Raw genomic sequence first — 12,831 nt, forward strand, 5'->3', positions numbered from 1 at the left:
TCAGCGTGCCTCCCGCAGGTCGGCGAAAGCCCGGCCCTCGCCGGCCAGGCGCTCGATCAGGGCCGCCGGCTTCCAGCGCGCGCCATGGCGCTGCTCGAGGAAACGCAGGCGTTGCAGCAGCCCGGCCGCGCCGAGGCGGTCGGCCCAGGCCATCGGGCCGCCCTCCGCGGCGGGGAAGCCGTAGCCGTTCAGGTACACGGTATCGATATCGGCGCTGCTGGCGGCGATGCCCTCGTCGAGGATCTTCGCCCCTTCGTTGACCAGCGCCAGCAGACAGCGCTCGAGAATCTCGGCGGCGGCGAATTCGCGCCGCGCGTAACCCAGCCCCTCGGCGCTCCGCACCACCAGGGCGTCCACCTCGGGATCGTGCTCGGCCTGGCGACTGCCCGGTGCGTAGCGGTAATAGCCGGCGCCGCTCTTCTGGCCGAAGCGGCCCATCTCGCAGAGACGGTTGTCCACCTGTACCGCCGGCTGGTCTTGGCCGACTCCGGCCAGCTCGCGGGCGCGCCATTCGAGGTCGATGCCGACCACGTCGTACATGCGGAACGGCCCCATGGCGAAGCCGAACTCCTGCAGGACCTGGTCCACCTGATGCGGCAGGGCGCCTTCCAGCAGCATCAGGCGGGCCTCGGTGGCGTAGGGCTCGAGCATGCGGTTGCCGATGAAGCCATGGCAGTTGCCGGCCACCACGCTGACCTTGCCCATCCGCTCGCCGAGCGTCAGGGCGGCGTCCAGTACCGCCGGGGCGGTTTTCGCGCCGCGCACGATCTCCAGCAGCTTCATGATGTGCGCCGGGCTGAAGAAGTGCAGGCCGAGCACCTGGCCAGGGCGGCCGGTGACCGCGGCGATGGCGTCGATGTCCAGGTAGGAGGTGTTGCTGGCCAGTACCGCGGACGGCTTCAGCGCCGCATCCAGTTCGCGGAAGATCGACTGCTTGAGTTCGAGATTCTCGTAGACCGCCTCGATCACCAGGTCCGCCTCGCGCATCGCGGCGAGGTGCTGCACCGGCGTGATCCGTGCACGACGCACGGCCGCCTCGTCCTCGTCGATGCGTCCCTGGCGCACATTATGCGCGTAGGTATCGGCCACGGCGCCGAGCGCCTGGTTGAGCATCTGCGGGTTGCTGTCCAGCCAGAGCACATCGAGCCCGGCGTTGGCCAGGCAGATGACGATGCCGCGGCCCATGGTACCGGCGCCGATCACTGCGGCCTGGCGGAAGGAGAAACTCTGGCTCATGGTCTTGTCCTCGTTATGGCGAGCGCAGGAGAAACGCCGGACGAAACCTGAGGCAGTCCAGCCGCACAAAAAGCGACCACTACCTTAGGGGAAGGTCGTATTATTTTTGAAATTTAGTCTTGTGATATCTGGAATTCAGCCAGTGAATATCCAAACCTTCGATCTCAACCTGCTGCGCGTGCTCGACGCCCTGCTGCGCGAGCGTAACGTCTCGCGCGCCGCGGAGCGCCTGGCGCTGAGCCAGCCGGCGGTGAGCAACGCGCTGAACCGCCTGCGCGAACTGCTCGACGATCCGCTGCTGGTCCGCGCCGGTCGGACCATGCAACCAACACCTCGGGCGCTGGCACTGGAAGCACCGATCCGCGCGGCGCTGCGGCAGATCGAACAGAGCCTGGGCGATGGCGAAGGCTTCGATCCGGGGCGCAGCCGGCAACGCTTCACCGTGGCGGTGACCGACTACGTCGAGCTGATCTGCATGCCGAGCCTGATGCGCCGCCTGAGCGAACGCGCCCCGGGAATCTCCATCGCCATCCAGCACCTGGCCCCGAGCCTGCCGGCCGAAGCCCTGGACAAGGGCGAGCTGGACCTCGTGCTCGGCCGCTTCGAGGGTATCCCGGCGCGATTCCAGCGCCGCCACTGGGCCAGCGAGACGCTACGGCTGATCGCCCGGTGCGGGCATCCGCTGCTGCCGCAGCCCCCCGACCTGGCCACCTTCCTGGAATTGCAGCACCTGTGGGTCCACGGCGGGCAGACCAAGGGCATGGTCGACCAATGGCTGGGCAGCCAGGGACTCAAGCGGCAGGTCGTCTACACCACGCCGAATTACCTGCAAGCGGCGCACATCGCCGCCTACAGCGACCTGGTCGGGGTGCTGCCACGCCAGTTGGCGCATCACTTCGAACGCCTTCTGCCGCTGCAAACGTTCGACCTGCCGTTCGATCTCGGGCCCTTCCACCTGGAGCTGGTCTACCTGGCCCAGCGTGAACGCGACATCGCCCTGCAATGGCTGGTGGAGCAGATCCGCCAGGTCAGTGCCAGCGGTCCCGGCTAGCCGCGCGTCCCCACTCTCAGAAGCGGTCGCGGACGACCAGCTCTTCCCGCGGCAGCTTGCCGGTGCGCGGCCAAGGCTCCACGGCCTTCCTGCCGACCGCCACCATCAGGCCGATCACATGGTTGTCCGGCAGGTTGATCAGCCGGGCCACGGCGTCGAAGTCGAAGCCATCCATCGGACACGAGTCCAGCCCCTGGCCGCGAGCGACCAGCATCAGGGTCTGCGCCAGCAGGCCGCAGCTGCGCATGGCCTCGTCGCGCTGCACCTGGGGCTTGCCGCGGTAATAGGTATCGATGGCCCCGGCCATGAAGGCCTGCACGGCCTCCGGAGCGCCATCCCAGACCCGCTGGGCATTGCGCTCCCAGCTGTCGAGCTGGGCGCAGACCACCACCAGCATTGCCGCATCGGTGACCTGTGCCTGGTTCCAGGCCACTTCGCGCAACTGTGCGCGCAGTTGCGGGTCGCTGACCTCGACCAGCCGCACGTGCTGCAGGTTGAAGGCGGAGGGGGCATGCAGGGCCAGGTCCAGGAGATGGTCCTTCTCTTCGCGGCTCAGGCTGAAGGAAGGGTCGTAACCCTTGATGGCACGGCGGCTACGGACGGCTTCTTCGATATGCATGGGCTAGATCCACTACGGGGGGAAACAGAGCGCCGGACGAGAGGCCGGCGAAGGAGAGCCACGATACATCCGGCGCGGGGTGGAGCAAAGGGTGGTCCGGCCTAGGACATTCACGATAAGGCGGATCACTCCTCGAATAATCCGACGATAACCCACAGCAGCTGCTTACAGAATCAATCCTAAGATTATTCCTAGGAGGGAATTTTCTTTAGGAATTGTCCTATATTCCACTCCAATGCCAGCCACTGGAAGAGGGCCCCTTCCAGCCGTGCCAGGCAGAAAAAGGATGTATTCACCTAGGAGTCAAGGTCATGAACAGGATGGGCCGACTGGCTTTGTTCAGTCTTCTTGTAGGAATTTCCAGTAATCTTTTCGCCGACAGCATCAGTGGGGTCATCTACTTCACGGGTGCCATCGTCGAGCCGCCGTGCTCGATGAACGCCTCGCAGCAGGGCGAGTCGCGAGGCAGCTTCCGCCTCAGCGGTTGCCCCATGCATGCGCGTACCGCTGACGTCAGCATCCGCTCCATGCGCACCGGCGAGGTGCGCAGCCTGCAGCCCAGCGACCTGAGCCTGGGAGGCCGGGATTTCTCGGCGCGCTACGACCTGGCCGCCAGTTACCGCCGTCCGGGCAGCTACCTGGTGACTGTCAGCTACCCCTGATGAACGGCCATGAAAAAACCGCCCGAAGGCGGTTTTCATGGCCTACGAAACAGCTTACAACTGCGGACCCGCGGCCTTGATCGCGTCGGAGACCTCGAACTTCTTGAAGTTCTCGATGAACTGCCTGGCCAGGCCCTTCGCCGCCTCGTCGTAGGCAGCCTTGTCGGCCCAGGTGTTGCGCGGGTTGAGCAGGTTGGTCTCGACGCCCGGAACGGCCTTCGGCACGTCCAGGTTGATGATGTCCAGGTGCTCGGTTTCCGCATCGACCAGCGCGCCGCTCTGGATCGCGGCGATCACGCCACGGGTGGTCGGGATGTTGAAGCGCTTGCCGACGCCGTAGCCGCCGCCGGTCCAGCCGGTGTTGACCAGGTAGACCTTGGAGCCGAAAGCCTTGATGCGCTTGATCAGCAGCTCGGCGTAGACACCGGCCGGACGCGGGAAGAACGGGGCGCCGAAGCAGGTGGAGAAGGTCGACTTGATGCCGCCGCCGGAACCCATCTCGGTGGAACCGACCAGCGCGGTGTAGCCGGACAGGAAGTGATAGGCCGCCTGCTCGTTGTTCAGGATCGACACTGGCGGCAGCACGCCGGTCAGGTCGCAGGTCAGGAAGATCACCGCGTTGGGCTCGCCGCCGAGGTTCTTCTCGGAACGCTTCTCGACGTGCTCCAGCGGGTAGGCGGCGCGGCTGTTCTGGGTCAGGCTGTCGTCGGCGTAGTCGGGTACGCGCTCCTCGTCGAGGACCACGTTTTCCAGCACGGCGCCGAACTTGATGGCCTTCCAGATGACCGGCTCGTTCTTCTCGGACAGGTCGATGCACTTGGCGTAGCAACCGCCCTCGACGTTGAACACCACGCCCTCGCCCCAGCCGTGCTCGTCGTCGCCGATCAGGTAACGGCTCTCATCGGCCGACAGGGTGGTCTTGCCGGTGCCGGACAGGCCGAAGAACAGGGTCACGTCGCCCGCTTCGCCGATGTTGGCGGCGCAGTGCATCGGCAGCACGTCGCGCTCGGGCAGCAGGAAGTTCTGCACGGAGAACATGGCTTTCTTCATCTCGCCGGCATAGCGCATGCCTGCGATCAGCACTTTCTTCTGGGCGAAATTGAGGATCACGCAACCGTCGGAATTGGTGCCGTCGCGCTCGGGCACGCACTCGAAGTTGGCGACATTGAGGACCTGCCACTCGTCCTTGCCGGCCGGGTTGTACTGCTCCGGCTCGATGAACAGGCAACGGCCGAAGAGGTTCTGCCAGGCGGTGGCGGTGGTCATCTTGACCGGCAGGTAGTAAGCCTCGGCGGACCCTACATGAACATGGGAGACGAAATGGTCCTGGGCGTTGTTGAAGGCTTCCACGCGGGCCCACAGCGCATCGAACTTGTCGGCCGGGAACGGGCGGTTGATGTTGCCCCAGGCGATGGCATCCTTGGTGCTCGGCTCTTCGACGATGAAACGGTCGACCGGCGAACGGCCGGTGCGATGGCCGGTGCGAACGACCAGCGAGCCGTTGGCGGCCAGTTCGCCTTCACCGCGGCGAATGGCTTCTTCTACCAGTTGGGCGGCGCTGATATCGGTGTACACGGCGTTGTTGGCTTGCGTCATGTGGTTCCCCGTCGGCCAGAGGCCGAGTCCTCCAAACTTCGTAGCGCTTCAAAAAAATCACTACAGGAAAAAAGTTGCGGGATTATGCCAGAAAAGCCCGCTGGATGAAAAACCGTCAGTGGCGTGTCGCGGAGGGCCCCTGGCTGCCTGCGCCGGCGAACAACTGGGCGACGTCGGAGGCATCGAACAGGTAGCGCTGGTTGCAGAACTGGCAGTCGATGGTGATCGCCCCCTCCTCTTCCTCGAGCAGCCGCTCGCAGTCGGCCTGCCCGAGACTGACCAGGGCGTTGGCCGAACGTTCCCGCGAGCAACTGCAATGGAAGACCAGCGGTTGCGGCTCGAACAGGCGCACGGTTTCCTCGTGGTAAAGGCGGTGCAGGACGGTCTCGTTGTCCAGCGCCAGCAGCTCCTCGGCGGTCAGGGTGTCGGCCAGGGTGATCAGGTGCTGCCAGCTGGCCTCGCGGGCCTCGGGATCCTTCAGGCGGTCGGCGGGCAGCTGCTGCAACAGCAGGCCACGGGCGCGGCGACCATCGGCATTGAGCCAGAAGCGGGTCGGCAGCTGTTCCGAACTGGCGAAGTAGTTGGACAGGCATTCCGCCAGGTTCACCCCTTCCAGGGCGACGATGCCCTGGTAGCGCTGCCCCTTGACCGGGTCCACGGTAAGGGTCAGCACGCCTTCGGGCATCAGTTCCTGCATGCCGGCGCCGGCGCCGATGGCCTCCGCCGAATAGCGGGCAAGGCCGCGCACTTGACGGTCGCTGGAGCATTCCACCATCAATAGCGGCACCGCGCCGCTGGAACGCGCCTGCAACACCAGCAGGCCGTCGAACTTGAGCGTGCCACAGAGCAGCGAGGCCGCCGCGAGCATCTCCCCGAGCAATTGCGCGACCGGTTCCGGATAGGGATGCTTGGCCAGGACTTCGCTGTAGCTGCGCTCGAGGTCGACCATTTCACCGCGCACGTCGGTATCGTCGAAAAGGAAACGCTGGCTCTGATCTGAATGGGACATGCGGGACACAACGCTACGAATGAGGGAATGACAAGTGAGTGACAAAGGCCTATAAAAGCGCGCTTCGTGACAGTCGTACGCCGACCCGGCGCCGATAGGGGAAACGATTCTATGGATAATGCCTCTCCGTTCCAAGCGGCCTGGCAATGGCGCAAGTTCGCCACCTGTCATCTTCTGGCGCTCCTGCTGCTGGTCCTGTGGCTCTGGGGCCCCACCCGCGAACTGATGAACGGCTTCGATTTCTGGCTGTTCGACAGACTCAACGGCTCCCTCGCCCTCAACGAAACCTGGCTGAAGCTCTGGGGCCTGCTCAGCACCCGGCCGTTCGACGCGGTGGTCGGGGTGATCCTGCTCTGCCTGCTGGTCCGCGGCGACTGGCTGGTGCCGGCCAGCCAGGTGCGGCGACTGACCTTCGGCTTCATCGTGACCCTGCTGATCCTCGTGGTGATCCGCGTGCTCTACGCCAAACTCGCCCACCACCTGCACTGGCAGCACGCCAGCCTGTCGATGCTGATGGACAACGCCATCCACCTCAGCGACCACTTCCCTGACTGGGAGCGCGTGTGGGAAATCAAGGACCGCTCCAAGCGCAGCTTCCCCGGCGACCACGCTTCTGTGCTGCTGATCTGGGCGCTGTTCATGTCGCTGTTCGCCCGCCGCGCCGGCCAGTTCCTGCTGGTCTGGACCCTGGCCGTGCTGTTCATGCTGCCGCGCCTGGTGGCCGGCGCCCACTGGGGCCAGGACGACTACATCGGCGGCCTGCAGATGGCCCTGCTGGCCCTCGCCTGGGGTTGCTACACGCCGCTGGCGGCCACGGCCAGCGCCTGGCTGGTGCGAACCACCGAGCCGCTGTTCCGTCTGCTGGCGAAACTGCCGCTGATCGGCCGCCTGAGCGCGATCCGCGACTCCGCCTGAGCCTTCGCCGGCCTCCCCTCCCGGGCAAAGGCCGGCGCCCTTCAGGTCATTCCTGGCCACCGCGCAGCTGATGAATCTGCCGCCGCTGTTTCTTGGTCGGCCGCCCGTCGGTCTGCACGCCCAGCGCCCCAGCCTTGCGCAGCGCCGCCGCCTGTTCGCGCCGCTCCAGGCTCGCCGGGGTTTCCTCATAGAGCGCCTGGGCTTCCGGCGCGCCACGGCGGACTACGGAAAGCGCGCGGATCACCACGGTCCGTTCGTCGAAGCCCGTACGAATGGTCAGCTCCTCCCCTGGCCGGGGCTCCTTGCTCGGCTTGCAGCGCTCGCCGCCGCAATGCACCTTGCCGCCCTCTATCGCGGCCTTGGCCAGCGCCCGGGTCTTGAAGAACCGCGCCGCCCAGAGCCACTTGTCCAGGCGCACCTTGTCGTCGTCTTTCTCGCTCACTGCCGTTTCCCGTCTCCATTGCGCCGTTGTCTCGCGGCTGTCACAGACAGCCGCTAGGTTCGTCTCGGCAACCGCGGGGCCGTCTGGCGGCCGCCCATAGCCCTGCTAGAATGCCGGCAAAACGCCTGGAATGCCTACCCGTGAAGACATTCGACCAGCTTTCCGTCATCGGTCTGCGCGAGTGGATCGCCTTTCCCGAACTGGGCATGGTCGGGCTGCGTGCGAAGATCGACACTGGCGCCAGCACCTCCAGCCTGCACGCCTCGGACATCGTTCCCTTCGAGCGCGACGGCGAGAAGTGGGTACGCTTCACCGCCCACCTCGGCACCCTGGTGCAGCGCCGGCACCGTTGCGAAGCGCCGATGGTCGCGCGCAAGACCATCCGCAGCTCCAACGGCCAGGCCCAGACCCGCTACGTGATTCGCACCACCCTGGCGCTGGGCGACCGCATGTGGCCGGTGGAATTCACCCTGGCCTGCCGCAAGTCCATGCGCTACCGCGTGCTGCTCGGCTCCAAGGCGCTGATCGCCGGGCAACTGGTGGTCAACCCGGCCCTGGCCTATGTCCAGGACCGCCCCGAGTCGCCAGCGGCGCTACCCGCCGTGAACGGTATCAACCTGCTCGACGGGAGTCCGGCTTGAGCCATTCCCGGAGCGCGCCTGTCAAACCTCCAATCCTTTTCGAAACGGCAGGCCCCGCGCTTGCCGCAACGACCACCCTCATCCTCGCCGTCGCTGTCCGCCAGCCGGTCCAAACCATCCACAGGTGCTGAATGAAAATCGCCGTGCTGTCGCGCAACCCCCGGCTCTACTCGACCCGCCGTCTGGTGGAAGCCGGGCGGGAGCGCGGTCATGAAATGGTGGTCATCGATACGCTGCGCGCCTACATGAACATCGCCAGCCACAAGCCGCAGATCCACTACCGGGGGCAGCCGCTGGAAGGCTTCGACGCGGTGATCCCGCGGATCGGCGCCTCGGTGACCTTCTATGGCTGCGCGGTGCTGCGCCAGTTCGAGATGATGGGGGTGTTCCCGCTCAACGAGTCGGTCGCCATCGCCCGCTCGCGAGACAAGTTGCGCTCGCTGCAACTACTCTCGCGCAAGGGCATCGGCCTGCCGGTGACCGGCTTCGCCCACTCCCCGGACGACGTCCCGGACCTGATCGAGATGGTTGGTGGCGCACCGCTGGTAATCAAGCTGCTGGAAGGCACCCAGGGCATCGGCGTGGTCCTCTGCGAAACCGAGAAGGCCGCCGAATCGGTTCTCGAGGCATTCATGGGACTCAAGCACAACATCATGGTCCAGGAGTATATAAAGGAAGCCGGCGGCGCCGACATCCGCTGCTTCGTGGTCGGCGACAAGGTCATCGCCTCGATGAAGCGCCAGGCAGCGCCCGGCGAGTTCCGCTCCAACCTGCACCGCGGCGGCAGCGCCAGCCTGATCAAGATCACCCCGGAAGAACGCATGACCGCCATCCGCGCCGCACGCGTAATGGGCCTGAACGTCGCCGGGGTGGATATCCTGCGCTCCAACCACGGCCCGCTGGTGATGGAGGTGAACTCCTCGCCGGGCCTGGAAGGCATCGAGTCCACCACCGGCAAGGATATCGCCGGAATCATCATCCAGTACCTGGAAAAGAACGGCGGCCCCCACCTGGCCAGAACGAAGGGAAAGGGGTGATCCGGGCTTTCGCAACGCATCGCGTTGCGCCGGCGAACGACCGGCCACGGATGACCGGGCCGGGGGCTCCGACCGGCACGATGTCCCGACAGGAGGTCAGCCCCGATCCAGCGCAAAGCACCACGTCGTCCCGGCGAACGAGCGGCAGCCAGTCTCGACAGAACGCCCACGCCACGCTTGAATGAAGCACCGCCGCAACCGATGCCGGAAACCCCGCCGAACCCTTGGCTCTTCCGGCACTCGAATCCTTTCCTGACGCTTCACGGAACCGCCGCATGACTTCTCGTCCCTCCTCCGACCAGACCTGGCAGCCCATCGACGGCCGGGTGGCGCTGATCGCGCCGGCCTCGGCCATCGCCACCGACGTGCTGGAGGCGACCCTGCGCCAACTGGAAGTGCACGGCGTGGACTACCACCTCGGCCGCCACGTCGAAGCGCGCTACCGCTACCTCGCCGGCACCGTGGAGCAACGCCTGGAGGACCTGCACAACGCCTTCGACATGCCGGATGTCACGGCGGTCTGGTGCCTGCGCGGCGGCTACGGCTGCGGCCAGTTGCTGCCGGGACTGGACTGGGGCCGCCTGCAGGCCGCCTCGCCACGGCCGCTGATCGGTTTCTCCGACATCTCGGTGCTGCTCAGCGCCTTCCACCGCCACGGCCTACCGGCGATCCACGGCCCGGTGGCCACCGGCCTCGGCCTGTCGCCACTGAGCGCTCCGCGCGAGCAGCAGGAGCGCCTGGCCTCGCTGGCCTCGGTCAGCCGCCTGCTGGCCGACCGCGACCACGAATTGCCGGTGCAACATCTCGGCGGCCACCAGCGACGGGTCGAAGGCGCGCTGATCGGCGGCAACCTCACGGCCCTGGCCAGCATGGCCGGCACCCTTGGCGGCCTGCACGCCCCGGCGGGCTCGATCCTGGTCCTGGAAGACGTAGGCGAACCCTACTACCGCCTGGAGCGCAGCCTCTGGCAATTGCTCGAAAGCATCGATGCACGCCAGCTCGGCGCGATCTGCCTGGGCTCGTTCACCGATTGCCCGCGCAAGGAAGTCGCCCACAGCCTGGAGCGGATCTTCGGCGAATACGCCGCCGCCATCGAGGTGCCGCTCTACCACCACCTGCCCAGCGGGCATGGAGCACAGAACCGGGCCTGGCCCTACGGGAAGACCGCGGTGCTCGAGGGAAACCGGTTGCGCTGGTAGGGACGGGGGCGCTCCCCCTCTGCGCAAGCGCGAGAGGGGGCGGGAACTGCCGCTGGAGCGGCGGCTTCCCGTCGGGTATCAGGCCGCGCCGCGCGGCAGCAGCAACCCCAGCGGCAGGCAGACCCGCGCCTCCAGGCCACCGCCATCACGGTTGCGCAGTTCGACGCTGCCGCCGTGCTGGGCGGCGATGCGCTTGACGATCGCCAGGCCGAGGCCGGTGCCCTTGCCGCCGCGCGCCTTGTCGCCGCGAATGAAGGGATTGAAGATGCTGTCCACCTCGGCCGGATCGATGCCCTGTCCACGGTCGAGCACGCTCAGCACCACGTAGGGCGCCGCGCTTTCGCCGGCCACGTAGCTGGCCACCTCCACCGAGCCGCCGCCGTGGTTCAGGGCGTTGTCGATCAGGTTGGCCAGCAGGCGCTTCATCGACACCCGCCGCAACGGCATGGCCGGCACCGGTTGCAGGGCCATGCGCACCTGCTCGCGGCTCTGGTTGAAGGGGGCCACCACCTCGCGCACCAGGTCGGTCAGGTCGCCTTCCTCGACCGGTTCGTCGCGGCCGTCGCGGATGAAGGCGAGGAACTGGTCGAGGATCGCGTCCATGTCCTCGATGTCGCGGACCATGTCCTCGACCATCTCCCGCTCGCTTTCCGGCAGCAGCTCCAGCGACAGGCGCAGGCGCGTCAGCGGCGTGCGCAGGTCATGGGAAACGCCGGCCAGCATCAGCTCGCGCTCGCGTCCGCCCTGTTCGATGTCCTCGGCCATCTGGTTGAAGGCGCGGTATACCTCGGCCATCTCGCTCGGCGTCTCCGGCCCCAGCGGCAGGCGCACGCTGCGGCCCTGGCCGAACTGGCGGGCGGCGACCACCAGGCGCTTGAGCGGCTGGCTGAGCTGGCGGACGAAGATCCAGGCGGCGGCGGTGGACAGCAGGCCGATGCCGAGGAACCAGCCGAGCACGCTCCAGATCCGCTGGCCACGCAGTGGATGCGGGTACAGCGGTACCGCCAGCCAGCCTTCGCCGAGGTTCGGCGCGCGCACCCAGAGCTGCGAGGGCTGGTGGATGCGCAGGCGGGTTTGGGTTTCCGGGCCCAGCTCCATCTGCATCTGTCGCTGGAAGATCTCGGTGTACGGCCAGTGCTGCTCGCCGGGCTGGTCGGCGCTGCTCGGCACCCAGCGCAGTCCGGAGGCCTTGGCGATCGCCGCGCGCGACTCCTCGTCGGCGGCCCAGAACGCGCGAATGGTCAGCGCCGCGCCGTGGCTGTACTGGCGGTCGACGATCACGTCCTCGTTCATCAGCAGGTAGACCAGGGTCAGCGCCTTGGAGAACAGCACGACGATCAGCACCAGCCAGAGGGTGCGGGCGAAGAAGCTTTGCGGGAACCAGAGCGGCGTTTTCATCGATCGGACCGGTTGCGCGCCGGCGGACGGGGCCGACGCCTGTTGCGGGTAAGACGACGCGGCCGGTGCATCGCTGCACCGGCCGCGCGGAGGCTCAGGCCTTGCGCGCGTTGCCGTCCGGGACGAACACGTAGCCGACGCCCCAGACCGTCTGGATATAGCGCGGCTTGGACGGATCCGGCTCGATCAGCCGGCGCAGGCGCGAGATCTGCACGTCGATGGAACGCTCCAGGGCGTCCCATTCGCGACCACGGGCCAGGTTCATCAGCTTGTCCCGGGTCAGCGGTTCGCGGGCGTGTTGCACCAGTGCCTTGAGCACAGCGAACTCGCCGGTGGTCAGCATGTGCACCTCGTCGCCCTTCTTCAGCTCGCGGGTGGCGAGGAACAGCTGGTAGTCGCCGAAGGTCACCACTTCGTCGGCCCCGGCGGGGGCGCCCGGCACCAGCGGCGCCTGGCGGCGCAGCACGGCCTTGATCCGCGCCAGCAGCTCGCGCGGGTTGAACGGCTTGGCCAGGTAGTCGTCGGCGCCCAGTTCCAGGCCCTGGATGCGGCTGCCCTCGTCGCCCTTGGCGGTGAGCATGATGATCGGCACCTGGTTGTTCTGCTCGCGCAGGCGGCGGCAGGCGGTGAGGCCGTCCTCGCCGGGAAGCATCAGGTCGAGGACCACCAGCTGGAACAGTTCGCGGGACAGCAGGCGATCCATCTGCTCGGTGTTCTCCACCGCGCGCACGCGGTAGCCCTGCTCGTCGAGGAAACGTTCGAGCAGGCGGCGCAGGCGGGCGTCGTCGTCGACGACGAGGATCTTTTCACCTTCGGCCAGGGCGGCAGGGTTCGACATAGAAACTCCCAGAATGAGTCAGACGGGCATTATCGCCCAGGTAGCGGCTGGGCCGGACTGTCCATTGTTAGCAGATTTTTCCCCGACCAGCCGCCCTCCAAGGCGAAACTTGGCGGGTATAATGCGGCGCTTTTGCGGCGGGACGTTGTCTACACGGCCCGTTTTCGTTCGTTTTACCAGGTGGATCA

At 66.7% G+C, this 12,831-nt stretch carries 13 protein-coding genes; 6 read left to right on the forward strand and 7 right to left on the reverse strand.

The annotated features are described in order from the left end of the window. The gene (locus tag B7D75_RS26885; RefSeq protein ID WP_042911025.1) at positions 1-1,236 is read right to left on the reverse strand and encodes a 3-hydroxyacyl-CoA dehydrogenase; all 1,236 of its coding nucleotides are present in this window, start codon (positions 1,234-1,236) and stop codon (positions 1-3) included. A gap of 142 nt (positions 1,237-1,378) precedes the next feature. Here B7D75_RS26885 and B7D75_RS26890 point away from each other — a divergent pair, with 142 nt between their 5' ends. After that, positions 1,379-2,287: a LysR family transcriptional regulator gene (locus B7D75_RS26890; RefSeq protein ID WP_034079763.1), complete on the forward strand. Its 909-nt coding sequence runs from the start codon at positions 1,379-1,381 to the stop codon at positions 2,285-2,287. Between the two features lie 16 nt (positions 2,288-2,303). Here B7D75_RS26890 and B7D75_RS26895 read toward each other — a convergent pair whose 3' ends face one another. Beyond that, entirely contained in the window at positions 2,304-2,906 is a 603-nt protein-coding gene (locus B7D75_RS26895; RefSeq protein WP_034079764.1) for a nitroreductase family protein, read from the reverse strand. A 311-nt stretch (positions 2,907-3,217) separates the two neighbouring features. Here B7D75_RS26895 and B7D75_RS26900 point away from each other — a divergent pair, with 311 nt between their 5' ends. Next, positions 3,218-3,568: a type 1 fimbrial protein gene (locus B7D75_RS26900; protein WP_012077823.1), complete on the forward strand. Its 351-nt coding sequence runs from the start codon at positions 3,218-3,220 to the stop codon at positions 3,566-3,568. A 54-nt stretch (positions 3,569-3,622) separates the two neighbouring features. On the opposite strand, the gene B7D75_RS26905 is transcribed toward B7D75_RS26900, so the two are convergent. Together B7D75_RS26905 and hslO are read right to left on the reverse strand one after the other, a co-directional pair. Then, positions 3,623-5,164 (reverse strand): phosphoenolpyruvate carboxykinase, encoded by a 1,542-nt coding sequence (locus B7D75_RS26905; protein ID WP_003151006.1) that lies wholly within the window; start codon positions 5,162-5,164, stop codon positions 3,623-3,625. A 115-nt stretch (positions 5,165-5,279) separates the two neighbouring features. Next, entirely contained in the window at positions 5,280-6,173 is an 894-nt protein-coding gene (gene hslO, locus B7D75_RS26915) for an Hsp33 family molecular chaperone HslO (RefSeq protein ID WP_058136641.1), read from the reverse strand. 111 nt (positions 6,174-6,284) lie between these two features. On the opposite strand from hslO, the gene B7D75_RS26920 reads away from it, so the two are divergent. Further along, entirely contained in the window at positions 6,285-7,088 is an 804-nt protein-coding gene (locus tag B7D75_RS26920; protein ID WP_053817903.1) for a phosphatase PAP2 family protein, read from the forward strand. Between the two features lie 46 nt (positions 7,089-7,134). On the opposite strand, the gene B7D75_RS26925 is transcribed toward B7D75_RS26920, so the two are convergent. Next, positions 7,135-7,530 carry an RNA-binding S4 domain-containing protein gene (locus B7D75_RS26925; RefSeq protein ID WP_003151002.1) on the reverse strand — a complete coding sequence of 132 codons (396 nt, stop codon included), beginning with the start codon at positions 7,528-7,530 and terminating at the stop codon, positions 7,135-7,137. A gap of 140 nt (positions 7,531-7,670) precedes the next feature. On the opposite strand from B7D75_RS26925, the gene rimB reads away from it, so the two are divergent. The 3 genes from rimB to B7D75_RS26940 all read left to right on the forward strand — a co-directional run bounded on the left by rimB (position 7,671) and on the right by B7D75_RS26940 (position 10,407). Beyond that, entirely contained in the window at positions 7,671-8,171 is a 501-nt protein-coding gene (gene rimB, locus B7D75_RS26930) for a retropepsin-like aspartic endopeptidase RimB (protein ID WP_003151001.1), read from the forward strand. A 131-nt stretch (positions 8,172-8,302) separates the two neighbouring features. Continuing rightward, a complete protein-coding gene (rimK, locus tag B7D75_RS26935) occupies positions 8,303-9,208 on the forward strand; it encodes a 30S ribosomal protein S6--L-glutamate ligase (protein ID WP_003096254.1) in 906 nt (301 codons plus the stop codon). 275 nt (positions 9,209-9,483) lie between these two features. After that, positions 9,484-10,407, forward strand: coding sequence for an LD-carboxypeptidase (locus B7D75_RS26940; protein ID WP_042911032.1), 924 nt, complete (start codon positions 9,484-9,486; stop codon positions 10,405-10,407). Between the two features lie 78 nt (positions 10,408-10,485). Here B7D75_RS26940 and amgS read toward each other — a convergent pair whose 3' ends face one another. Together amgS and amgR are read right to left on the reverse strand one after the other, a co-directional pair. Beyond that, on the reverse strand, positions 10,486-11,805 hold the full coding sequence (gene amgS / locus B7D75_RS26945; RefSeq protein ID WP_034079768.1) for a two-component system sensor histidine kinase AmgS: 1,320 nt from the start codon (positions 11,803-11,805) through the stop codon (positions 10,486-10,488). A 94-nt stretch (positions 11,806-11,899) separates the two neighbouring features. Continuing rightward, complete coding sequence (gene amgR, locus B7D75_RS26950) at positions 11,900-12,643, reverse strand: two-component system response regulator AmgR (protein WP_003096259.1); 744 nt, start codon at positions 12,641-12,643, stop codon at positions 11,900-11,902. Between the last annotated feature and the right edge of the window lie 188 nt (positions 12,644-12,831).

The organism is Pseudomonas paraeruginosa (genome assembly GCF_003025345.2).
In the GTDB taxonomy this organism is placed as follows: domain Bacteria; phylum Pseudomonadota; class Gammaproteobacteria; order Pseudomonadales; family Pseudomonadaceae; genus Pseudomonas; species Pseudomonas paraeruginosa.